Here is a 23,088-nt window from a genome sequence, read left to right as displayed (position 1 = left end):
TCATGCTGGATCGCGCACTCGAGCGGTCGCGGGTCGTTCGATTCCTCGAGTCGCTCCCCGAGCGGGCCGCCGCCGCGGTCGAGGCCAGCGGCCTGCGCCGCCTCGGCGAGACGATCTCCCAGTGGGTCCGTGCCTCGTACTGCTATCGGTGGCTCACGGCAGAGCCCGACCCGGACGTGATCGTGATCGACCTTCGGGAAACCTACACGGTCGGCCCGATCATTCGAGTCCTCGAGTCGGCGGGCGACCGGCTCGCGGACGGCTACGCGAATTCGCGGACCGAACCCGCAGTGTCGCGAGCCGCCGGGGCGGTTCGGGCACAGCCGATTCGAACCGCCGGCGCGGTCGGTCTCGCCTGCGTACCAGTTTCGTTGCTCGCGCTCACCCTGTTGGGCGCGCTCTCGATCGCGCTGTTCGCCGGCCACCTCGTCGCCGCGGCGCTCTCGGCGGTCGCGCTCCGATCGACGCGGTCGCTCGGGGAACTCCGTGAAAGCCGACCAGTCTCACTGCTCGCGGCGGCATTTGAGCCGCCAGAGCCCCCCGAGTCCCACCGGAGAACCGGGAAGAACGAGTCGGACGAGCCTGCGAACGAACCGGCGGAGACTGCTGGCAACGAAGGCCCCGATCGAGAGAACTGAGAACCGGAACCGACTACAGGTCCATCCCGCCGTTGACGTCGATCACTTCGCCGGTCACGTACGACGAATCCTCGCTCGCGAGGAACCGAACCACCGCGGCGACGTCCTCGACCTCCGCTAACCGCTCGAGCGGGATGCCCGAAACGATCCGCTCGAGCACCGCGTCGGGGACGCTCTCGAGCATGTCCGTCCGGGTGAACCCGGGTGCGACGCAGTTGGCAGTCGAGCCGCCCTTAGCGAGTTCGAGCGCGATCGTCCGCGTGAAGCCGAACATCCCGCTTTTGGCGGCCGCGTAGTTTGCCTGTCCGAAGTTGCCCTGTTTCCCGACGACGCTCGAGATGTTGATCAGCCGGCCCTCGTCGGCGTTCCAGATGTCGTCGTAGAACAGTTGCGTGCAGTTGAACATGCCGCCGAGGTTGACGTCCATCACGCGATCCCACTCCTCGCGGGACATCTCGGTGAACTGCTTGTCGGCGGTGATGCCGGCGTTGTTCACCAGCACGTCGCACTGGCCGAAGGCCTCGTGGCAGACCTCGCGCATGTGTTCGACCGCTTCGCGGGTGGACACGTCGGCTTGGGCCGCGACGGCGGAGCCGCCCGCCGACTCGATGGCGTCGACGGCCTCGTAGGCGTCTCCCTCGGAGGTCCGATAGTTGATCACCACGTTCGCCCCCTCTTCGCCGAGGTACTCGGCGATTCCGCGACCGATCCCCTTCGCCGACCCCGTGATTACGCAGGTGCGACCATCCATGGACATGAGTCACACATTCGACGACCGGTGATAAATAACAACTCGTTAGTTGCCACCCGACTATGGAAGAGAACAACCCGACTGGCGGCCCCCGACGGGAAGGAGACCGCGCTACAGCTCTCGAGCCTGTTCGATCCAGTCCTCGAGCCGGCTCGGCGAGATGCCGGTTTCGGCGGCGAGTTCGGCCACGTCGGCCGCGGCGAGTTGGTCGAACGTCTCGATCCCGGCCGCCGTGAGATCGTCGGCGTACGCCCCGCCGACGCCAGTCAGATCGGTGAGATCGTCGGTTTCGGCCTCGATTTCGGACGCGGCTTCCTCGCCCGCGACTTCCTCGACGACGTCCTCGTCGACGGTCATCTCGCCGGGTTCCGCGGGTTCCGCCTGCACGTCATCTTCGCCGCGTTCGACGATTTCGTCCGCGGAACGATCCTCGCCGTGACGGTCGCTCGTCTCCGCGTCGAGATCCGTCTCGGCATCCGACCCGGTCTCGACGCTCGCTCCGCCGTCCGCGAGATCTTCGGCACCGGATTCGTCGCCTTCGACGTCCTCGGCGAGGGCGGCGTCCGCGTCCGTGGGCTCGGGCGTCGAGGGCTCTGATTCGACTTCGGTTCCGTTCGACCGCTCCTCGAACCAGTCACAGACCTGCGGCCAGAGTTCCTCGTGGCTCCGCGAGGAGACGGACATCCCGATGTGGCCCGTCGGGAACTCGAGGACCTCGGTATCCTCGGATGCGATCGCGTCGTTGAACGGTTTGGAGGCCTCCGGAGGAATGAGGTGGTCGTACTCGGCGACGATCTGGAGGACGGGCATGTCGATAGTCGTGATGTCGACGTGTTCCCCGCCCAGCCGAAGCTCGTTCTCGTAGAGCTTGTTGTCCTGGTAGATGTCGCGGATGAACTCCTCGTAGGCCTCGCCGGCCATATCGATCCCCTCGTCGAGCCAGCGCTCCATGCGCGCGAAGTTCTCGACGAAGTCCTCGTCTTCCATGTTGTCGTAGAACCGGACGTACTTCGTCACGTTGTTCGCGATCGGGTCCATCAGCGCGAAGCCGACGTCTAAGAACCCGGCGGGGACGTTGTCGAAGGTCTCGGTGACAGCTTCGGGGTCGTAGTAGTCCTCGGCACCCCAGAGCTCGAGGACGCCGCCGTCGCCGGCAAAGCACAGCCCCGAGGCCATCAGCGCGAGGTTCTCGACCTTCTCGGGGTACAGCGAGGCGTACATGGCCGACTTCGTCCCGCCCATGCAGTAGCCGAGGATGTTGATCGAATCCTGCCCGGAGCGCTCGCGGACCACGTCGACGCAGTTGTCGACGTACCGGTTGACGTAGTCGTCGAGCGAGAGCGAGCGGTCGAGTTTGGACGGCTCGCCCCAGTCGATCAGGTAGACGTCGAAGCCGGCCTCGAGCAGCGTCTGGACGACCGAGCGGTCGGGCTGGAGATCGAGGATGTACGGCTTGTTGATCAGCGCGTAGACGACGAGGATAGGGATATCGTGTTGCTCCTCGGTCATCGGCTCGTAGTGGAGGAGCCGGAGCTTGTTCTCCTCGTAGACGACCTCGCTCGGCGTCTGCCCGACCTCGATGTTCTCGACGGTTTCGGTGCGCTCGGGGGCGACCTGCGTCTTCTCGGCCAGATCGGCGGTCGCCTCCCAGGCCTGCCGTTGCATGTTCAGCGCGGTTGCGAAGGGGTTGTTCATTGCTCGGTTTCGAGGTGCTCGAGGACGCGGTCGAGTTTCTCCTCGACGGCGTGCTGGCGGCGCTCGAGTTCGACGAGGCGGTCGCCGATCTCGACCACGTCCTCCTCGGTCGCGAACCCGAGCGTCCGGAGCGTCTCCTGGGCCGCCTCGTCGGCCTCCTGCTGGAGTTCGAGCACGTCGCCGACCGTCTCGCCGGTCATCTTGGCGAAGGCGGTCGTCGACATGACGTCCTTGAACGCGTCGTTTGCCGTGTTGAGCCAGATGTCGCGGAACTCCTCGATGTCGACGTCCTCGCCCTCCAGTTGGTCGTTCATCCGGTCGACCATCTGCTGGGAGGCGGTCATCCACGTCTCGTAGGCCTTCGCGTAGCCCTCGACGCCGTCGGAGAGTTCGTTGTCCTCGCTGACCTCGCCGACCGTCTCTGACCAACTCTCGACGAACTCCGCCTGCGCCTCCATGTTGTCCTCGAGCGCCTCGAGGAATTGCTCGTTCCACTGTTCGGCGAACGCGTTCCAGTCCTGCACGGGGGGTTGTGAGTCGGACATGGGTGAAAATTGATTACGTACTGTGAAAAGCGGTTCCCCGGGTTACGCCGAGACGTCGAACTCGTCGGCGGCCTCTTCGACGTTTTCGGCGACGGCACCGACGTTCTCCTCGACCTGCTCGTGGGCCTCGAGTGCTGCGTCGAAGGAGGTGTCGACGACCTCGGAGTAGCTCGCCGCGAACTCCTCGTAGGCGACTTCGGACTCCTCGAGCGCTTCGAGGGAGGCGTCGATCGACTGGGTCTGGGCCTCGGTGGCCGACTCGAAGCTCTCGTCGACGAGTTCGCGGAGTTCGCCGAAGTCGGCGGCCTCCTCGGGCAGCGAGGCCTCGAGGGCGTCGAAGTAGGCGTGGATCGCGCCCTTGGTCAGCTCGGCGTTGGACTCGGCGAGCGAACTCGAGGTCTCGATCGCGTCGGCGAAGGCGCTGATCGAGGTCTGCTGGGCCTCGAGGGCGTCGTGGGTCAGGGACTGGCTCTGTTCGAGTGCGGTGCGCTGTGCGTCGAAGACTGCGGTGAATGGGTTCTGGGTCATGGTTGTGATTACTCCTCTCGGTCGCGTTTGACGGGGACGACGATCGTCTGGACGATATCGCCCTCTTCGATGTCGAGGGCCTCCCGTTCGGGGCCGGGAATGCTGATCCGACCGCCGCTCTGGACGCGGGCCTTGAACGTCGCCGTACCCATGTTCATCGGCCCGAAGGCCGACGTGTTCTCGAGCGGGTTCGCCGACGTGGCCTGCAACAACTGTTTCATCATCTCCTGCTGGGATTCCGCGACCTGTTCGCCCGCTTCCTGCATCTGCTCGGTAAACATCGCGGGCGGGAACCAGGGCGATCGGTCGGAGTCGTCCGTCATCGATAGATCATTGGATCGCAGACATGATAAGCCTTTCCACTAGATACCATTAGATGGCAGAGAATGGTATAGACCGGATCGGCGCACCGATTGACGGTTCTGGTGACCGTCACGACTGGCTAGGGATGACTCGAGGGAGTCACGATTTCGGGCTACCTGTGCCAGAGAGCGGCGTTCCAACCGGATTTTACCGGTATTTCAGAGCGGTAAAACCGCGTTGTGACAGCCAAAGAAGTAATATATACCCCACTCTTAGCCGCCCGTAGATGCCATACCAGAACCGCGGCGAAGACAACCTGACGGCCATGACGAACGCGTGGTCGGCGATGACGCGAGGGTTTCTTCGAACTGCGACAGCGGCGAACCGTGCGGCCGTTTCCGCGATGGTCCCGTCCACCGACGGCGAGGACGAGCCGGAGACGAACAGGGTCGCCCCGTCGGTCCCGTCGGTCGACTACGCCGATCTCGACTGGCAGTTCGACCGGACCGTCGACGACCCCGACCACATCAGCGTCGGCGACACCGTCACCTTCGAGAAGGCGTTGACCGACGAGGACGTTCGGGCGTTCGCCGCCGTCAGCGGCGACACGAACCGACTCCACCTCGACGAGGACTTCGCGGCCGACACCCGCTTCGGCGAACGCATCGTCCACGGCACGCTCGTCTCCGGGCTCATCAGCGCCGCCCTCGCTCGGCTCCCCGGCCTCACCATCTACCTCTCGCAGGACCTCGAGTTCAGCGGCCCCGTCGGCATCGACGATCGGGTCTCGGCCCGCGTCGAGATCGTCGAGGACCTCGGCAACGACCAGTACCGGCTCGAGACGGTCGTCCGCGACGAGGACGACGACGCGACCGTGATCGACGGCGAGGCCGTCGTCCTGATCGACGACCTGCCGGCCGAATAGCCGGTTTCGACGGCTCGAGGCCCGTTGCCGTCGATCAAGCCGTTGCAACGTTGCTAAGTAGCTGCTCGCGGAACGGGCGCACATGACTCTCTTTGGAACCGCGGGAATCCGCGGTCCGGTCGATGAGGTATCGCCGTCGCTGGCGCTTTCGGTCGGTCGAGCCGCCGGCGAGCCCGGAGAAACGTTCGTCGTCGGCCGCGACGGCCGGGTAACGGGGCCGGCGCTCGCGGCGGCGATGGAAGCCGGCCTCGAGAGCGCCGGTGCGGACGTCCGCCGCGTCGGACAGGTGCCCACGCCCGCACTCGCCTTCGCCTCGCAGGGGCGTCGCGGCGTGATGCTCACCGCGAGCCACAACCCGCCCGAGGACAACGGCATCAAACTCTTCGTCGACGGCGTCGAGTACGACAGCGACGCCGAACGGATCATCGACGACCGCGTCGCGAGCGACGACTCCCGGCTCGCCCGCTGGGACGAGTGGGGCGAGTCCGAGCGGCTCGCGGTCCTCGATCGCTACCGCTCGGCCGTCGAAACCTACGTTCGCGAGCAATTCGGCGCTCGGTCTCGAGACGGCGACGAGAGCCCGGACAACCCCCTCGCGGGGCTTCGGGTCGCCGTCGACTGCGGGAACGGCGTCGGCGCGCTCGCGACGCCGCAGGTCCTCGAGCGCCTCGGGGCCGATGTCGTCGCGATCAACGCGTCCGTCGACGGCCACTTCCCCGGCCGGGAGAGCAAACCGACCCCGGAGACGCTCTCGGAGTTCACCGAGTTCCTCGCTGGGGACAGCGAGGCCCCACGCGCCTCGGACGAGGCGAGCGGTAACGCCGCGAGCGGCAATTTCGACCTCGGGCTGGCACACGACGGCGACGCCGACCGGCTCGTCGTCCTCGGCCCCGACGGTGAGGTGATCCACGAAGATACCGTCCTCGCCGTCGTCGCGGCCCGCTACGCGGCGGACAGCGACGCGGCCGACCCCGTCGTCGTCACCACACCCAACGCCTCCGCACGCATCGACGAGCGGGTCCGCGCGGCCGGCGGCCGGGTCGAACGCGTCCGACTGGGGTCGCTTCACGAGGGGATCGCCCGGGAGCGCTCCCGCGGGTCCGACGACACCGAGATCGTCTTCGCCGCCGAGCCGTGGAAACACATCCACACCGCCTTCGGCGGCTGGATCGACGGCGTCGCGAGCGCCGCGGTCGTGGCCGCGCTCGTCGCCGACGCCGGCGACACCGACTCGCTCCGGGAGCCGGTCACCGAACGCCCCTACCGAAAGGTCAGCGTCGAGTGCCCGGACCCGGCCAAATCCGACGTCATGGCCGCCCTCGAGGACGACCTCCCCGAGGCGTTCCCGGACGCGACCGTCGACACGGACTACGGCGTCCGCCTCGAGTTCGCGGACGCCTCGTGGCTGCTCGTCCGCCCCAGCGGCACCGAACCCTACGTGCGCCTCTACGCCGAGAGCGATTCCGTCGACGAACTCGTCGCGGAGGCGCGGGCGGTCATCGAGACGGCAGTCACCGAAACCGCGTAAGCCGGACCCATCAGTTATCGACGACAGATCACAACGATGGACCGAATAGCAGACGAATAGTTGACACCCGACCAGTCAGATTCCGAAGTTTCGACGGGTATATACCACGTCCCTGCGCTATCCCGGCACATGGCACAGAATCGACGGCGGTTTCTCGAAGGTGCGAGTGCAGTCGGACTCGCCGGTATCGCCGGCTGCGTCGGTGGGTTCGGCGACGGCGGCGACACGGAGTATCAGGTCGGGATGGTGTACGCGACCGGCGGCACCGGCGACGACTCGTTCAACGACATGGCACAGCAGGGAGTCAAGGAGGCGCGCGAGGACTTCGACCTCTCGTTCCAGGAAACGGAGCCGGACAACGAAGGCCAGTTCGAGAGCGCACAGCGGGACTTCGCCGAGTCCGGCGACTACGATCTGATCAACTGTATCGGCTACGCTCAGGCAGGTGCACTCGCGGAGAACGCCCCCGACTATCCGGACCAGAACTTCATCATCGTCGACGAGGTCGTCGAGGAAGACAACGTTCGGAGCTACACCTTCGGCGAGCCCGAGGGCTCGTTCCAAGTCGGTCACTTGGCCGGCCTGCTAACCGATCGCGAGTTCGCCGCCGGTACCGGCGAGACGAACCCCGACGCCAGCACCGTCGGCTTCGTCGGCGGCACCGAAACGCCGCTGATCCAGTCGTTCGAGGCCGGCTTCCGAGCCGGCGTCGAGTACGCGAACGACGACGCCGAGGTCGTCACCTCGTACGTCGGCGACTTCAACGATACGGGCCAGGGACAGTCGACCGCCCGATCGATGTACCAGAACAACGACGCGGATATCATCTTCCACGCGGCCGGCCGAACCGGTATCGGCGTCTTCCAGGCGGCCCAAGACGAGGGGCGGTTCGCGCTCGGCGTCGACGACGACCAGTCGCTCTCCAACGATAAATTCGCCGACGTTATCCTCGCGAGCATGGTCAAGCGCGTCGACAACGCCGTCTACAACGCCATCCAATCCGTCGTCGACGGCAACTTCGAGGGCGGCGAGTCCGAAACCCTCGGCCTCGAGGAGGACGGCGTCGGCGCCGTCTACGGTGACCAACTCGGCGACGAGATCCCACAGGAGATCAAAGACCAACTCGAGGAGTCCCGGCAAGCAATCATCGACGGCGAGATCGACGTCCCAAGCGACCTGTAACCGTATGACCGAGTCGGAAGTGGAAACGACTGACGGGACGGAATCGACCGAATCGGTGGGGCGGGGGGCTGCCGGTCTCTCGGAGACGGGGAGCGATCTCGCCGTCCACCTCGACGGCATCACCAAGCGATTCCCAGGTGTCGTGGCGAACGACGACGTTGATCTCCGCGTCGAACGGGGAACCGTCCACGCCCTGCTCGGCGAGAACGGGGCCGGCAAGACGACGCTGATGAACGTCCTCTACGGACTCTACGAGCCCGAGGAGGGACGGGTCGTCGTCGACGGCGAGGAGCAGACGTTCGACTCACCCCGGGACGCCATCGACGCCGGCATCGGGATGATCCACCAGCACTTCATGCTGGTCGATCCCATGACGATCGCCGAGAACATCGCCTTGGGGAACGAACCCACGAAGTGGTTCGGAATGGCGATCGATCGCGACCGCATCCGCCGCGAGATTCGCGACCTCTGTGACCGATACGGCTTCGAGGTCGATCCGGACGCCGCCGTCGAAGACGTAAGCGTCGGCGTCCAGCAACGCGTCGAGATCCTCAAGGCGCTGTTTCGCGGTGCGGACGTCCTCATTCTCGACGAGCCGACCGCCGTTCTCACACCCCAAGAGGTCGAAGCCCTCTACGACGTCCTCGAGGAACTTACCGCCCAGGGGAAGACGATCATCTTCATCACGCACAAACTCGAGGAGGCGACCCACGCCGCCGACGCGATCACCGTCCTCCGGGACGGGAAGTCCGTCGGAACGGTCGACCCCGGGCGGACGAATCGGGAAGACCTGGCCGAGCGCATGGTGGGCCGTGAAGTCATCCTCGAGGCTGAATCGGAGCCGGTCGAGACGGGCGACGCCGTCCTCTCGACGCGAGACGTTACCGTCGAGGACGCCCGCGGCGTCGAGGCGGTCTCCGGGATCGACCTCGACGTGCACGCGGGCGAGATCCTCGGTATCGCCGGCGTCGACGGCAACGGACAGGCCGAACTGGTCGAAGCGATTACTGGCCTCAGGACCCCCGACGAGGGGACGATCACCTACGAGGGGACGGACATCACGGCGTGGTCCCGCCGCCAGCGAATCGAGAACGGGATGGCCTACATCCCGGAGGATCGTCAGGAACGCGGGCTCGTGATGCCGTTCGACCTCGTCGAAAACGGCCTCCTCGGGAGCCAGCGATCGCCGCAGTTCGCCGCCGGCGGCCGCATCGACTGGGACGGCGTCCGCGACCACACCGAAGACATCATCGAGACCTACGACGTCCGACCGCCGGACGCCGACGCGGAGGCGCATTCGTTCTCCGGGGGCAACCAGCAGAAGTTCATCGTCGGCCGCGAGTTCGAACGCGACCCCTCGCTCGTCGTCGCGACCCATCCGACCCGCGGCGTCGACATCGGGTCGACCGAGTTCATCCACGACCGCCTGCTCGAGCTTCGCCGGGAGGGGGTCGCGGTCCTCCTCGTCTCTTCGAATCTCGACGAGGTCCGGTCGCTGTCGGACCGGTTGGCGGTCATCTACGAGGGCGAGTTCATCGACGTCACCGACCCCGACGACGTCACCGAAGAGGACCTCGGGCTCCGCATGGCCGGCCAACGGCCGGACGAGGAGACCCACGACAGTTCCGAGGCGGGTGAGTCACAGTGAGGGACCGATTCGAGTCGGTCCTCGAGCGGCTCGCTCGACTGTCGGTCCTCGACCGGATCGTCATCAGCGTCGCGGCGCTATTGGCCGCCGTCCTCATCGGCGGTATCCTCGTCTTCGTCTCCGGAGCGTTCGCCTCCTGTCGGACCGGCCTCCAGCTGGGCGGGACGACGTTCTGTTACAACCCGATGCAGGTCTACTACGAGCTGTTCTTCGGGGCGCTGGGCCACCCGCTCGAGAGTGGCTGGTCGCTGACCAACTACCGCCTCGCAATGACGCTCCAGCAGACGACGCTGCTGATCTTCGCGGGGCTGTCGGTCGCAGTCGCGTTCCGCGCCGGGTTGCTCAATATCGGGACGCAGGGACAGTTGGTCGTCGGTGGCCTCGCGACGGCCGTGACTGTCGTCTACGCGGCGTCGGTCGTTCCCGGCGGATTCGTCGGGACCGTCGTCCTCATCCCGCTCGGCGTCCTCGCGGGCGCGCTCGGTGGCGGGCTCTACGGCGCGATTCCGGGCGCGCTCAAGGCCTACGCCGACGCCAACGAGGTCATTACGACGATCATGCTCAACATTATCGCTGCCGGCATCACGTCGACGCTGCTCTCCTGGCAGTTTCAGGACCCCGATAGTAGTAATCCGGAGACGAGACCGATTCCCCAGTACGCCGAGATACCGAACGTTCCCGTGATCGGGTTCGACGAGGTGAACTTCTCGCTGCTCGCACTCGCGTTCGCCGTCGCGCTCATGATCGGCATCGCGTGGCTGTTCACTCGGACATCGTTCGGCTACGAGCTCTGGACGAGCGGTGAGCAGCCGGGTGCGGCCGCCTACGGCGGCGTCGACGAGAAGCGGATGACCGTCGCCAGCATGACCCTCTCGGGTGCGCTCGGCGGGATCGGCGGTGCCTTCTGGGTACTGATGGTCCACGGCCAGTGGCTCGAGAACGTGCCGTCGCTCGGCTTCGACGGCATCGCCGTCTCGGTGCTGGCCGGCAACAGCCCGATCGGCGTCGGCGCGGCGGCGTTTCTGTTCGGCATCTTCGAGAGCGGCTCGCAATCGATCGGGACCGCCACGAGCGTTCCCAAGGAACTGGTCGGCGTCCTGACCGGGCTCATCATCCTCTTCGTCGCGATGCCGGAATTCTTCCGGCTGATCGGCCGACGATACGTCGATTTCGGAACGACGGAGCCGGTCCGGCCCGACGGCGGTGACTCGGCGGCCGACGATGGGGGTGACGGCGATGCGTAACCCGCTGGACCGAACACGCGAACTCCTCGCTCGGCGGCCGCTCGCGACGGCTTTCGGTGCCGTCGCCGTCTTACTGCTCGGTCTCTGGCTGACGCCGGCGAGCTGGCAGACGTCGACGCTCCAACTCGCCGTTCCGATCGCCCTCGCGGCGATCGGCGGTATCTTCGCCGAGAAGAGCGGCGTCATCAACATCGGCATCGAGGGCCTGCTGATCGTCTCGGCGTTCTCCTCGATCATCGTCGTCGACTGGCTCGGCGACGCGGGCACGACGTTCGGCCTGACGAATCTGTGGTGGGGACTGCTGGCCGGCGTCCTCGTCAGCGTCCTCTTCGCACTCGTCTTCGCGATCGTCTGTCTCGAGTTCGAGGCGGACCAGATCATCGCCGGGCTGGCGGTCTGGCTCATCTCGCTCGGGCTGGCACCGTTCGCCTCGCAGATCCTCTTCGAGAGCCCGAACACCGCGAGTATCACTCGGTTCGGGAAGGTGACCCTCCCGGTGCTGTCGGAGATTCCGCTCGTCGGCTACCTGCTGTTCGACACCGAACCGCAGGTGTACATCATGCTCGTCGGTGCTGTCGCGGGCTGGTATCTCCTCTCCCGGACGAACTTCGGGCGGTGGGTGGTCGCGAGCGGCGAGAACCCGAAAGCGCTGGATACGGCCGGTATCGACGTCCACAGGGTCCGCTACGCCGCGGTACTCCTCTCGGGCGTCTTCGCCGGACTCGGCGGCGCGGGCTTCGCCCTCGGGACGCTCGGCACGTTCACCGGTGCCGGCGACACCGCGATCAACGGCCGCGGGTTCATCGCGATCGCGACCTACCTGCTCGCGAACTACCACCCGATCGGTGCCCTCATCGGGTCGTTCCTCTTCGCGGGGCTCAATTCGATGCAGGACATGCTTCAGACGGCGGGCTACTCCGTTCCGACGGAACTCATTCGGACGATCCCGCACATGGCGGTCATCGTCGTCCTCGTGCTCGTCGGACGCACCCGACTGCCGGACGCCGCCGGCGACCACTACGAGTCCGGCGAGGACTGACCGTCGCCGGCCACAGCGCCCGTCGAAACCCACCGGTCGATGCCTTCTTACACCCGCTCGAGCTATCACCCGTCGTGACTGCACACGACCTCATCGACGCCGCTCGCGACGTTCAGGAACGGGCTCACGTCCCCTATTCCGAGTACCCGGTCGGCGCCGCCCTCGAGACCGACGACGGCGAGGTCTTCGTCGGCTGTAACCTCGAGAACGCGAACTTCAGCAACAGCCTCCACGCCGAGGAGGTCGCGGTCGCGGAGGCGGTCAAGAACGGCCACCGCGAGTTTTCGCGGCTCGCGGTCAGCTCCGGCCGCCGGGACGCCGTCACGCCCTGCGGGATGTGTCGCCAGACCCTCGCCGAGTTCTGCGACGACGACCTCGTCGTCATCTGCGACGAGGGTGAGGACGAGGATCCCAGCGAGTACACGCTCGGGGAACTGTTGCCGAACACGATCACACAGGAAACGCTCGATTGACATCCTCCCCGCCCTAAAGGGCGAGGATTCCCCGACGGGGATATTCAGGTTGCGCGTTTCCTTGGTTCTCAAGTACGCTTTCGCGTGGAACGTTGAAGGTCGCCACCGAGTTGTGACCATCGGTGTGCTTTTCAGCGCGTGTAGCCCTGTCAATAGGGCCTTCCTCCCCGCATACAACGGGCGTCAATGACGGCTGGCTATTCAACCAACGAGGTAGCACGGTTCGCCTCACCCGAAGTGTTAGGCCGTGCATGGTTCACCCTCCCGCTGTGCGATGTTCTCCGAAGCGTTCAGGTCGGCGTGGCGTCCACGGTTGCACTCTGAACAGGAAAAGTGGTCGCCATCACGGGTTCCCATCGAACCGCACTCCGAACACCGCTGGCTGGTATGGTACGCATCAACCGTTTCGACACGTATACCAGCACGTTCGGCTTTGTACGTAATGAACTGTTGGAGTTGGTGGAAATGCCACGAATGGACACCCGACCACGAACTGTTCTCACGGATACCTTCGAGGTCTTCCAGCCGAATGACGGGATTCTCGAACTGTTCCGCGAACGTGATGAGGCGACGGGAGAGTTTGTGGTTCAAGTCCTTGATTCGACGCTGTTCTTTGTCACCCACACGGTTGCGTGCGCGAAGCGCACCCGCTTCCGAAAGCGACTCGCGTAGGGAACGATATTTGCGTCGAACGTACTTCGCCTCACCACCCGACACCAGCATCGACTCGTCTTCGCCGTAGGCCGTCACAGCGAGGATGTGTCGTTCGCCAATATCGACGCCGATGGGTGTCTCACCCGACGTGTCGGCGTCGTACTCGATGTTGAACGTACAATACCAGTCGTCTCCGCGACGGTAGACCTGTAGACGAGACTTGTCGACGTCTCCTTTGACCAGTCGGTCTACGGGGTCGGCAATGTCGTCGTACACCTCTATCGGGGTGTACCACCACTGGAAGACGCACGGGAAGCCGACGACAACTGTACCGTTCTCGGTTGTGTCGAGTTCCCAGTTCTGGTTGTTGACGGCGAGCGGTTGACTCTCTCGGTAGCGAACCTCCCCGTCCTTGTTGTGGTCGGATTTCGCCTCTCGAATGGCTTGGTTCTGAATAGCTGAATAGAGTTCGTTGTCGATGCTGGCCGTGGTCACGGATTTCCCGAAGTCGCCGTTCTCCCATCCGCCGATACAGAACTGTTTGGTATCACGATAGAGGCAAGAGGCGTGTTGCCACTCTTTCCGCCGTGAGAGGGATGGGTTGTGGAACTTCGCGGTGACAGTCACCGTGACCATTACATTTGCAATTATGTGAAATATCTTAAATATCTGTTGGAATAGCAGGCCATGCTATCGTCGGTGGTTTGTGTCATCGACTGTCGGATTCATCCCCGCCCTAAAGGGCGGGGCTTTCTCCTCGCACTTCCGTAACGGGGCGGCGGTTCCGGACCGTATTCGTATTCCGCGGGGCCCCACGACCGCGCCCACGCTACGATGTCGTCTCCTCGAGGAACTCCCTGAGAATCGTCCGGTGACACCGCTTTTTCTCGGTGTTCTCGAAACAGACCAGTGCCAGCGATTCGCCGGCGGCCAGCCGATCGGCAAGCGTCGCGATCGCGTCCCGCGCCTCGCTCGAGTCCTCGAGATACTCCCGGTACGCGTCCTCGAACCCGACCCGATCCCACGCGGCGTTGTGTGCGCCCTCCTCGCAGAGCCCCTGCATCTTCATCTCCTCTGCGGCGTCGCGCATCTCCTCGAGCAGGTCGGCCGGCGGGCCGAGTTCGGGCCGGTTCTCGTCGACGGCCGAGTGAAACCACGATGTCGGCTGGCGGACGACGCCGACGCGCGTCGCGTCCGCCGGCAACTCGGCGAGACCGTGCTGGATCGCCGCGACGTAGGTGTCCGCGAGCGTCCCGCGTTCCATATCAGGAGCCACGTGTGCCCCGCATTTATATACACCGTCGGATCGAACCGCCGGTACTCAATGGCTCGCGACAGCGAAGACCCGAACGCCGATGTCCAGTACCACCTCGAGGTCGGTCCCGAGGACGTAGCCGACACCGTGCTCCTCCCCGGCAATCCCGAACGCCTCGAGAAGATCGTCGCCTTCTGGGACGACCACGAGATCCGGGCTCACCACCGCGAGTACCGGACGGCGACGGGCACGTACGAGGAAACGCCGATCTCGGTCACGTCGACCGGCATCGGCAGTCCCTCCGCCGCGATCGCCGTCGAGGAACTGGCTCGAGTCGGCGTCGACACCTTCGTTCGGGTCGGCTCCTGCGGGGCGATCCAGCCCGAGATGGCTGTCGGCGATCTGGTGATCACGACGGGTGCGGTCCGCCAAGAGGGAACCAGCGACGAGTACGTCCGGCCGGACTACCCGGCCGCCGCCGATCACGAGGTCGTCTCCGCGCTGGTCGCCGCCGCCGAACGGCTCGGCTACGACTACCACACCGGTATCACGATGAGCGCGGACTCGTTCTACGCCGGGCAGGGCCGGCCCGGCTTCGACGGCTTCGAAGCCGCCGGCGCGGACGACCTGCTCGACGAACTCAAAGAAGCGAACGTCACGAACATCGAGATGGAGGCCAGCGCCGTCCTGACGATCGCGAACCTGTACGGACTCCGTGCGGGTGCGGTCTGTACCGTCTACGCCAACCGCGAAACCGGCGAGTTCAGGACCGAAGGCGAATCTCGCGCCGCCGAGACGGCGTCGCTCGCAACGCAACTCTTGGCGAAAATGGACGCAGTCAAACGCGAGGCCGGCGTCGACCGCTGGCACGCCGGCCTCTCGCTCGAGTAGCGATAGCTGTCTTCCCGCTCGAGGAATCTACAGAATCAATGCGTCCCGCCAATTGACGCGTCCGGTCAGTCCCGCATCCGGACGATCCCGTTCTCGAAGACCTTCCGGTTCGGGACGATGTACTCCTCGGAATCGTCCTCGATCTTGGTGACGAACAGGTCGACCTCCTGGACGATGCCCGTCTGATCGCCGATCCGGATCTCGTCGCCGATCCCGTAGGGCTGGTTGAGCAACAGATAGATCCCCGCTGCACTCGAGACGAGGAAGTCCTTGAACGCGACGGTACCGACGATGACGATGCCGACCGCGTAGACCGTCAGCAGGATCAGCAGGGCCAGCACGTGGACGCCGACCTGCCCGAGCGCGATGATGAAGGTCACGTACAGCACCGAGTACTTCACCAGTTTCGGGATGACCGACACCTCGGGGAGCTTGACGCCGCGCAGGTACTCGCTGACGATCAGCTCCGACTTGTCCGCGACGATGAATCCCAGAATGAGCACGAGAACGGCGATGAACAGCTGCGGGATGAACTCCGTGACACGAAGCCAGAAGGCGTCCGTATCGAGCAACTGCGCGATGTGGATCGCGGTCAGGACCGCGATCCCGTAGATGAACCACGAACTCAGGCGCGCGACGATCTCGACGGTCGAGGTGCCGATCGACTGAGCCGTCCGCTCGAACGGCGTCCCCTCGACGGCCTCGGGCACTCCCGAGGCCGAGAGCAGTTCCTCGTTGAGCCGCCCGACGAGGTAGCCGACGACGAACCCGAGCGCCAGTACCGCCGCCGCTATCACGGCCGGCTCGTTGAACAGCGGCTGCCACGCTACCATATCAGTACGCCTCCGGATCGACCTCCAAAATAAGTTCACCGGCCTTGAACGCCCGGACGAGCCCGTCGCTCTCGGAGAGCACGATCGAAATGGCGTTCGTATCCCGGGTGATCGCACCGCCGGCCATGTGTCGCGCGCCGAGTCCCTTCGGCATGTCGACCCCCTCCGCCGACGGCTCGAGGTAGCGATAGGCCGAGACGATCTTCCCCGCATCGGAGATGATAAAGGCGCCGTCGAGCCGCGAGAACTCCTTCAGCATGACGTTGACGATCGGATCGCCGACGTGGACGTGGGACTTCTCGAAGGGGTTGTACGAGAGCGGGCGGGACTTGTTCATCACCTTCCCCGCGTCACCGACGACGAACAGCGCGCCGACCGGCTTCCCCTTCTGGCCCTTCTGTCCCAGTTCGATCGCCAGCTCGAGGACCGCCTTGACCACTTCCGGGTCCGCGCGGGATTTGACGAACAGGTCGTAGATCCCCGTCTGGGTCTCCGCATCCGCCCGGACCCGAGAGACCGTATCGATACTGTCGCTGAAAACGCTCGTCGCACAGGCGAGGTCGTCGCCGTCCTCGATCACGCCCTGCTCGAGTGCGCCCTCGAGACCGAACCGAATCCGGTCGGTGATCTCCTCGAACTCGAGGGGGAGTTCGACGAACGTCTCCGCGCCGACGGCGTTTTCGGTGCCGACGACGACCACGTCGAGGTCCTCGACATCTGCGAACCGTTCGTAGTACGAGCCGCTGGGCGAAAAGAGCACAACTGCATCGACACTCGCAAAGAGCTCCCCGAACACGTCGTCTAACCCGGCCATTGATGATACAACCCGGGCCTGCGTGAATAAGCGTTATGGAGTGTCTGACGCGTGTCTGCCGATATTCTCCGATTCGGACGGGCGTAATTAGCGATCGGCACCTATCGGCTGGATCGATCACAGCGCGTGGCCCGAGTCGCCCGTGAACTCGTTCCCGGCTCTGTACCTTGTCTGTCTATTTTTGCGGTCGCTCGAGGATGCGGTCATATCGGGACCGGATTCGCATCGGGTGAAGAATGGGGTTCTTGGTGCCGCTCGTGCTGTGATTACCAGAATTCGAACCGATCGTCGAGTTTTACGGTTCTCGAGAGTTTCGCTGTGAAAACGCGCGGGACCGGATTCGAACCTCGAGGACATCGCTTCGCTTGTCCTCTGGGCCGCGAATCCGCTCCTGCTCCTTCACTCGAAAACTCGTTCAGTGCGCGGGACCGGATTCGAACCGAAGCAAGAAATGCTCGCTCCCGATGGTCGCTGCGTGTTCCTTGCAGGGTTCGAACCGGTCGGCCATCGCTGTCGCTCGCGAGTTTGCTCGCGACAGCAATGCGCGGGACCGGATTCGAACCGGCGGACCCCTACGGGACAGCGTCCTAAGCGCTGCGCCGTTGGCCTAGCTTGGCTACCCGCGCTCGTATCCCGATTTTCGCGAATCGAGTAAGTACCTGTCGGTCCGAGTTAGCTGTGTTTGACCGGCTCCTCCGGTGACCAATCCGGCGGGACGATAAACGTCACGTGTTCCGGGTCCCGAAGCTGGTGTAGCTCCGCGGCCTGTTCGGCCAGCGACCGCTCCCGGTAGGGCATCTCGAGCCCGCAGCCGGTACAGACGAGTTTGCAGGTTGGCTCTTTCATAGAGGTCGGACCGCCGCCGCGACGGGTGCTGGTCTCACCTTCGGCTGACGGCTGGTTTAGTAGTCGTCTCCTAGTGAAATCGACCGAGAACGGCCGTATTTCCGAGGTATTCGTATCTGAACGTTGCCGTCCGTAGTGGACCATTGGTGGACGCCGCGGCCTCGCGCCGGGTGACCGGTGTCGCCGAGGCCGCGGTCCGTACGTTTATGCCGGCCGCTCCGGTAGCCGTTCGTATGCACAGCGCCCGGGATCGCGTCGAGTACGAACCGTGGCTCGAGGAACTCGAGGCCGTCGCCGACCGACTGGAGCTCTCATCGCAAGCGCGGTCGTGTGCGGTCGATCTCTTCCTCGCCGACGTTCCTGCGGCCGATCGCTCGAAACGAGCGGTGTTGGCCGCCAGCCTCTATGCCGGCTCGCTCGTCGCCGGTGACGGCCGCACGCAGGGGGCGGTCGCCGAGGCCGCAGACGTCTCTCGGCTCTCGATCCAATCGCGCTGGAAGGACCTCCTCGAGTCGGCCGGACTCGAGCCGCCGCGGTGGTAAGACGCTCGTACAGGGACTGTTACCCGCACAGTGGCGGACTGGGTTCGCATAAGTATACGATACGAGAACGAACGTACCGGGGTGTTTCTATCGGAAATTGCCATCAGAAGCGTCGTTCGAGCAGTATCGCGCTCTTCGCCGCGCCAACTGACCAGCCCACGTCGATCGGTAGGCTTGACTCGTATCGGTCGGCGGCCGCGTCAGTCGTCGGTGACGATATTTCCGTGTTCGTCGATCTCGCCGTTGACGATCCGGGTGCTCGAGATGATGTCGCCGTCGTCGGCGAGCACGTGCGGGACGACGACGACCTCGAGCGGGTCGTGGCCGCGCTCGCGTCGGATCTCGTTGATCCGCTCGCCGCCCTCGCGGGTCTCGGGGGAGACGACGAGGTAGTCGTACTGGGGTTCGGTCGCGATTCCCGTCGGCGACTCGAGCATGCGGACCTCGAATTCGCGGTCGTAATCGGCCGCGATCGACTCGAGTTCGGTCTCGAGGTCGGCGCTCCGTTCGTCGTAGGAGCGGACGCGTCGGTCGACGTCTCGTGTCTTCGGCGCGAGTTCGTCGCTGGTCAACCCGACGGTCACGTCCCCGAGTTCGAACGCCCGTTCGAACAGCCGCCGGTGGCCGTCATGAACGGGGTCGAAGGTCCCACCAAGCGCGACGTCCATACCCCACTTCACTGCCGCGGTGCGTATAAAACGGTCGAAACGCCGTATTTTCTCGCGGGGGCGTCTTGGAGCCCGTTCCGACCGCGGAGGTTCGACGACTGTCGAAACTCCCCTTCGCATTGTTTTTAGTAGTCCCCTGCAGTGTCACCCGGTATGGGACTAGACGAGGACGCACTGGAGTACCACCGGACCGATCCACCCGGAAAGATCGAGATTTCGACCACGAAACCGACGAACACGCAGCGGGACCTCTCGCTCGCGTACTCGCCCGGCGTCGCCGCGCCGTGTCTCGAGATCGACGAGGACGAGACCGATGCCTACAGCTACACGGCGAAGGGCAACCTCGTCGGCGTCGTCTCGAACGGTTCGGCCGTGCTCGGACTCGGCGACATCGGCGCACAGGCCTCCAAGCCCGTCATGGAAGGCAAAGGCGTGCTGTTCAAGCGCTTCGCCGACATCGACGTCTTCGACGTTGAACTCGACGAGGCCGACCCCGACAAGATCGTCGAGGCCATCAAGATGATGGAGCCGACCTTCGGCGGCGTCAACTTGGAGGACATCAAGGCGCCGGGCTGTTTCACCATCGAGGAGCGCCTGCGCGAGGAGATCGACATTCCCGTCTTCCACGACGACCAGCACGGCACCGCGATCATCTCGGGTGCGGCGCTGCTCAACGCCGCCGACATCGCCGGGAAGAGCCTCGAGGAACTCGAGGTCGTCTTCTCCGGTGCCGGCGCGAGCGCGATCGCGTCGGCTCGCTTCTACGAGTCGCTGGGCGTACAGAAGGAAAACATCACGATGTGTGACTCCTCGGGGATCATCACCGAGGAGCGCGCGGCGGAGGGCGATATCAACGAGTACAAACAGCAGTTCGCCCGCGATCTGCCCGAGGGCGGGCTGGCGGACGCGATGGAAGGCGCGGACGTCTTCGTCGGCCTCTCGATCGGCGGCATCGTCTCCCAGGAGATGATCCAGTCCATGGCCGAGGATCCGATCGTCTTCGCGATGGCCAACCCCGACCCCGAGATCGGCTACGAGGAGGCCAAGGCGGCCCGCGACGACACCGTCATCATGGCCACCGGCCGCTCGGACTACCCGAATCAGGTCAACAACGTCCTCGGGTTCCCCTTCATCTTCCGCGGGGCGCTCGACGTGCGCGCGACCGAGATCAACGAGGAGATGAAGGTCGCCTGCGCCGAGGCGCTGGCCGAACTCGCCCGACAGGACGTGCCCGACGCGGTCGTCAAGGCCTACGGCGACGAGCCGATTCAGTACGGCCCCGACTACATCATCCCGAAGCCCGTCGATCCCCGCGTGCTCTTCCGCGTCGCGCCCTCGATCGCCGAAGCCGCGATGGAGTCCGGTGCCGCTCGCACCGAAATCGACCTCGAGGAGTACGAGGAACGACTCGAGGCCCGCCTCGGGAAGTCCCGCGAGATGATGCGCGTCGTCCTCAACAAGGCCAAGAGCGACCCCAAGACGGTCGCGCTCGCGGAGGGCGAAAACGAGAAGATGATCCGGGCGGCCTACCAGATCCAGGAGCAGGGGATCGCCCTGCCGGTCCTGATCGGCGACGAAGACGAGATCAAGGGGACGGCCGCGAACCTCGGGCTGGACTTCGAGCCACAGGTCGCCGATCCGTCCGTCGGCGACTACGAGGAGTACGCCGACCGGCTCCACGAACTCCGCGCCCGCAAGGGCATCACGCGCAGCGAGGCCGGCGAACTCATCGAACGCGATACGAACTACTTCGGGAGCGTGATGGTCGAACAGGGCGACGCCGACGCCTTGCTGACCGGCCTCTCCCATCACTACCCCTCGGCGCTGCGACCGCCGCTGCAGGTCGTCGGCACCGACGACGACGTCGACTACGCCGCCGGCGTCTACATGCTCACGTTCAAGAACCGCGTGATTTTCATCGCCGACGCGACGGTCAATCAGGACCCCGACGAGGAGGTCCTCGCCGAGGTCACCAAGCAGACCGGCAAGCTGGCGCGACGGTTCAACATCGAGCCGCGAGCGGCCCTGCTCTCGTACTCCAACTTCGGCAGCGTCGACAACGAGGGAACCCGAAAGCCGCGCAAGGCGGCCGCGATGTTACAGGACGACCCCGAAGTCGACTTCACGGTCGACGGCGAGATGCAGGCCGACACCGCCGTCGTCGAGGACATCCTCGAGGGCACCTACGGCTTCTCCGAACTCGACGAGCCCGCGAACGTGCTGGTCTTCCCCAACCTCGAGTCGGGCAACATCGGCTACAAGCTGCTCCAGCGACTCGGCGGGGCCGACGCCATCGGCCCGATGCTGGTCGGGATGGACAAGCCGGTCCACGTCCTCCAGCGGGGCGACGAGGTCAAGGACATCGTGAATCTGGCGGGCGTGGCGGTCGTCGACGCCCAACAGGAGTAACGCGTGAGCGAGGACGCCGCCGACCAACGGGACGCCGACTCGAGTCCCGGCCGCCGAGACGCCAACGCCGATCGATCCTCGGCAACGGCCGTCGCGGAGCGACACAGCCGTGACGCCGGCGACACGCGGCTCTCGAGGCGGCGACTCCTCTGTACCGCGGGGACCGCCGGGACGATCGGGCTCGCCGGTTGTACCGGACGACGGTACCGTTCGCCACCGGACTGTTCGTCGGTCGTTTCGGCCGCCGGAGCGGACGGCTACGTCCCGCTTCCGGCAGACGACGACATCTCGATGTTTCGACGCGGCCTGCGCCGGTACGGCTACTACCCCGAGGAGACCGTCCCGTCTGCCGTTCGCGTCGACTGGTCGTTCCCGACCAACGGGATCGGTCACACCGCGGCCAAGTCGACCCCCCGACCGACACCGGACGGCGAGACCATCCTCGTCGCGAGCGACACTGGCCGAATCGACGCCGTCACGCCGACCGGAGACCGCCGGTGGCGAATCGATACCGGCGCGTCCAGAAGCCTCGGCTTTCACGGGACACCGGCGATCGTCGACGGCACCGCCTACATCGGCGGCTACGACGGCGACTGCTACGCCATCGATATCGCCTCCGGTGACGTGATCTGGCGAACGTCGGCCCGCGAGTTCGGCAACGCGATCGCGATCGGCTCGAGTCCCGCCTACATCGACGGCAACCTGTACCTGCTCACCGAGCACAGCGATCCCGCCAGCGGCACGCTCTGGGAGATCGACGCCGCGACCGGGACCCCCACGTGGAGCGACGACCGCATCTGGGGGATGCCCCATCCCTCACCAGCGATCGACTGCCGGGCCGGCCGGCTCGTCACCGGCTCGAACGACGGCGTCGTCTACTGCTGGGAGTTCCCCTCCCTCGAGTTCGCGTGGTCGTTTCAGGCCGGCGGCGAGGGCGGCCCCGACGGCGATCCAATGGCGGGCGGCCGGTTCAACCTCGGCGCGCAGATCAAGGGGACAATCCCGGTCTACGACGGCGCGGCCTTCGTCGGCTCGTGGGACGGCCGTTTCTACCGCCTCGATCTCGAGGACGGCAGCGAGGAGTGGTCGTTCCAGACCGGCGACATCGTCATGTCGAATCCGGCGATCGATCCCGAGGACGGAGTCGTCTACGTCGGAAGCGACGACCGGCGCGTGTACGCCCTCGATACCGACACCGGCGACGAACTGTGGGCGACGAACGTCGGCGGTCGCGTCATCGGGTCGATAACCGCGACCGCGGACACGATTCTCGTCGGCACCTACGACACCCACCTGTACGCCCTCGATAGAGAGACCGGCGAGCGGCGCTGGCGGGTCGAGAACCGCGGCCACGTGACCAGCGGTGCGATCCCGCGAGACGGCCGCATCTACTACGCCGAACGGGGCGTCTTCTCGAACTATTACGACGACGAGGAGGAAACGGAACTCGAGGAGCGCGGCCACGCCTACTGTCTGGTGCCGGACGAATGAGTGCGGTCCACCGTTAATCACCGCGAGCGAAGCCGAAGGCTGAGCGAGCGGGCCGACGACCGATGTGGAGGGCCGCGAAGCGGCCCGGAACAGAGGGAGGAGTGCTTTTCATCGACGTTTTGCCGAGGGCGCGGCGAAGCCGCGCCCGCAGAGCAAAAGGTCGTAGCAGTGCATTCAAGTATACGC

At 65.3% G+C, this 23,088-nt stretch carries 23 protein-coding genes and 1 tRNA gene; 12 read left to right on the top strand and 12 right to left on the bottom strand.

The features are described from left to right. Nucleotides 1-2: 2 nt before the first annotated feature. Nucleotides 3-638, top strand: a complete 636-nt coding sequence (locus tag ACT4ML_RS19175; RefSeq protein ID WP_444722304.1) for a hypothetical protein — start codon at nt 3-5, stop codon at nt 636-638. A 13-nt stretch (nt 639-651) separates the two neighbouring features. Here ACT4ML_RS19175 and ACT4ML_RS19170 read toward each other — a convergent pair whose 3' ends face one another. The 5 genes from ACT4ML_RS19170 to ACT4ML_RS19150 form a co-directional block, all read right to left on the bottom strand. Continuing rightward, nucleotides 652-1,395 (bottom strand): beta-ketoacyl-ACP reductase, encoded by a 744-nt coding sequence (locus ACT4ML_RS19170; RefSeq protein WP_444722303.1) that lies wholly within the window; start codon nt 1,393-1,395, stop codon nt 652-654. Nucleotides 1,396-1,500: 105 nt separating this feature from the next. Continuing rightward, nucleotides 1,501-3,084, bottom strand: a complete 1,584-nt coding sequence (gene phaC / locus ACT4ML_RS19165; RefSeq protein ID WP_444722302.1) for a class III poly(R)-hydroxyalkanoic acid synthase subunit PhaC — start codon at nt 3,082-3,084, stop codon at nt 1,501-1,503. Next, nucleotides 3,081-3,629, bottom strand: a complete 549-nt coding sequence (locus ACT4ML_RS19160; RefSeq protein ID WP_444722301.1) for a poly(R)-hydroxyalkanoic acid synthase subunit — start codon at nt 3,627-3,629, stop codon at nt 3,081-3,083. Before ACT4ML_RS19160 ends, phaC begins: the two co-directional genes overlap by 4 nt. Before the next feature lie 42 nt (nt 3,630-3,671). Continuing rightward, nucleotides 3,672-4,157, bottom strand: a complete 486-nt coding sequence (locus tag ACT4ML_RS19155; RefSeq protein WP_444722300.1) for a hypothetical protein — start codon at nt 4,155-4,157, stop codon at nt 3,672-3,674. An 8-nt stretch (nt 4,158-4,165) separates the two neighbouring features. Further along, entirely contained in the window at nt 4,166-4,480 is a 315-nt protein-coding gene (locus ACT4ML_RS19150; protein ID WP_138244539.1) for an AbrB/MazE/SpoVT family DNA-binding domain-containing protein, read from the bottom strand. A gap of 266 nt (nt 4,481-4,746) precedes the next feature. Here ACT4ML_RS19150 and ACT4ML_RS19145 point away from each other — a divergent pair, with 266 nt between their 5' ends. From ACT4ML_RS19145 to cdd, 7 genes are all read left to right on the top strand, one after another. Then, nucleotides 4,747-5,385, top strand: a complete 639-nt coding sequence (locus tag ACT4ML_RS19145) for a MaoC family dehydratase (RefSeq protein WP_444722299.1) — start codon at nt 4,747-4,749, stop codon at nt 5,383-5,385. A gap of 82 nt (nt 5,386-5,467) precedes the next feature. Next, entirely contained in the window at nt 5,468-6,913 is a 1,446-nt protein-coding gene (locus ACT4ML_RS19140) for a phosphomannomutase (protein WP_444722298.1), read from the top strand. A gap of 129 nt (nt 6,914-7,042) precedes the next feature. Beyond that, entirely contained in the window at nt 7,043-8,095 is a 1,053-nt protein-coding gene (locus tag ACT4ML_RS19135; RefSeq protein ID WP_444722297.1) for a BMP family lipoprotein, read from the top strand. Between the two features lie 4 nt (nt 8,096-8,099). Further along, the gene (locus ACT4ML_RS19130) at nt 8,100-9,743 is read left to right on the top strand and encodes an ABC transporter ATP-binding protein (RefSeq protein ID WP_444722296.1); all 1,644 of its coding nucleotides are present in this window, start codon (nt 8,100-8,102) and stop codon (nt 9,741-9,743) included. Then, nucleotides 9,740-10,987, top strand: coding sequence for an ABC transporter permease (locus ACT4ML_RS19125; RefSeq protein WP_444722295.1), 1,248 nt, complete (start codon nt 9,740-9,742; stop codon nt 10,985-10,987). Before ACT4ML_RS19130 ends, ACT4ML_RS19125 begins: the two co-directional genes overlap by 4 nt. Then, complete coding sequence (locus ACT4ML_RS19120; RefSeq protein WP_444722294.1) at nt 10,980-12,026, top strand: ABC transporter permease; 1,047 nt, start codon at nt 10,980-10,982, stop codon at nt 12,024-12,026. Before ACT4ML_RS19125 ends, ACT4ML_RS19120 begins: the two co-directional genes overlap by 8 nt. Before the next feature lie 74 nt (nt 12,027-12,100). Continuing rightward, entirely contained in the window at nt 12,101-12,499 is a 399-nt protein-coding gene (gene cdd / locus ACT4ML_RS19115) for a cytidine deaminase (protein WP_444722293.1), read from the top strand. A gap of 240 nt (nt 12,500-12,739) precedes the next feature. On the opposite strand, the gene ACT4ML_RS19110 is transcribed toward cdd, so the two are convergent. Together ACT4ML_RS19110 and ACT4ML_RS19105 are read right to left on the bottom strand one after the other, a co-directional pair. Next, nucleotides 12,740-13,789, bottom strand: a complete 1,050-nt coding sequence (locus ACT4ML_RS19110) for an RNA-guided endonuclease TnpB family protein (protein WP_444722292.1) — start codon at nt 13,787-13,789, stop codon at nt 12,740-12,742. A 193-nt stretch (nt 13,790-13,982) separates the two neighbouring features. Next, a complete protein-coding gene (locus ACT4ML_RS19105; protein ID WP_444722291.1) occupies nt 13,983-14,417 on the bottom strand; it encodes a DUF488 domain-containing protein in 435 nt (144 codons plus the stop codon). A gap of 60 nt (nt 14,418-14,477) precedes the next feature. Here ACT4ML_RS19105 and ACT4ML_RS19100 point away from each other — a divergent pair, with 60 nt between their 5' ends. Then, nucleotides 14,478-15,299: a nucleoside phosphorylase gene (locus ACT4ML_RS19100; protein ID WP_444722290.1), complete on the top strand. Its 822-nt coding sequence runs from the start codon at nt 14,478-14,480 to the stop codon at nt 15,297-15,299. Between the two features lie 65 nt (nt 15,300-15,364). Here ACT4ML_RS19100 and ACT4ML_RS19095 read toward each other — a convergent pair whose 3' ends face one another. The 4 genes from ACT4ML_RS19095 to ACT4ML_RS19080 form a co-directional block, all read right to left on the bottom strand. Beyond that, nucleotides 15,365-16,132 (bottom strand): mechanosensitive ion channel family protein, encoded by a 768-nt coding sequence (locus ACT4ML_RS19095; RefSeq protein WP_006431370.1) that lies wholly within the window; start codon nt 16,130-16,132, stop codon nt 15,365-15,367. 1 nt (nt 16,133) lies between these two features. Next, on the bottom strand, nt 16,134-16,946 hold the full coding sequence (dacZ, locus tag ACT4ML_RS19090; RefSeq protein ID WP_138244548.1) for a diadenylate cyclase DacZ: 813 nt from the start codon (nt 16,944-16,946) through the stop codon (nt 16,134-16,136). 541 nt (nt 16,947-17,487) lie between these two features. Further along, nucleotides 17,488-17,572 (bottom strand) — tRNA-Leu (locus ACT4ML_RS19085). A 46-nt stretch (nt 17,573-17,618) separates the two neighbouring features. Next, nucleotides 17,619-17,792: a hypothetical protein gene (locus tag ACT4ML_RS19080; protein WP_006431372.1), complete on the bottom strand. Its 174-nt coding sequence runs from the start codon at nt 17,790-17,792 to the stop codon at nt 17,619-17,621. Nucleotides 17,793-18,025: 233 nt separating this feature from the next. Between ACT4ML_RS19080 and ACT4ML_RS19075 the strand changes: the two genes are divergently transcribed. Beyond that, a complete protein-coding gene (locus tag ACT4ML_RS19075) occupies nt 18,026-18,334 on the top strand; it encodes a transcription initiation factor IIB family protein (protein WP_444722289.1) in 309 nt (102 codons plus the stop codon). 200 nt (nt 18,335-18,534) lie between these two features. Here ACT4ML_RS19075 and ACT4ML_RS19070 read toward each other — a convergent pair whose 3' ends face one another. Further along, entirely contained in the window at nt 18,535-19,002 is a 468-nt protein-coding gene (locus ACT4ML_RS19070; protein ID WP_444722288.1) for a phosphopantetheine adenylyltransferase, read from the bottom strand. Nucleotides 19,003-19,155: 153 nt separating this feature from the next. Here ACT4ML_RS19070 and ACT4ML_RS19065 point away from each other — a divergent pair, with 153 nt between their 5' ends. Continuing rightward, nucleotides 19,156-21,411 (top strand): NADP-dependent malic enzyme, encoded by a 2,256-nt coding sequence (locus tag ACT4ML_RS19065; protein WP_444722287.1) that lies wholly within the window; start codon nt 19,156-19,158, stop codon nt 21,409-21,411. A gap of 3 nt (nt 21,412-21,414) precedes the next feature. After that, nucleotides 21,415-22,902, top strand: coding sequence for an outer membrane protein assembly factor BamB family protein (locus ACT4ML_RS19060; protein WP_444722286.1), 1,488 nt, complete (start codon nt 21,415-21,417; stop codon nt 22,900-22,902). Nucleotides 22,903-23,088: the final 186 nt, after the last annotated feature.

Source organism: Natrinema sp. LN54 (genome assembly GCF_052439245.1).
GTDB lineage: Archaea > Halobacteriota > Halobacteria > Halobacteriales > Natrialbaceae > Natrinema > Natrinema versiforme_A.
Note: the sequence above shows the minus strand (reverse complement) of the source record. Positions and strands in the feature narration are given on the sequence as shown.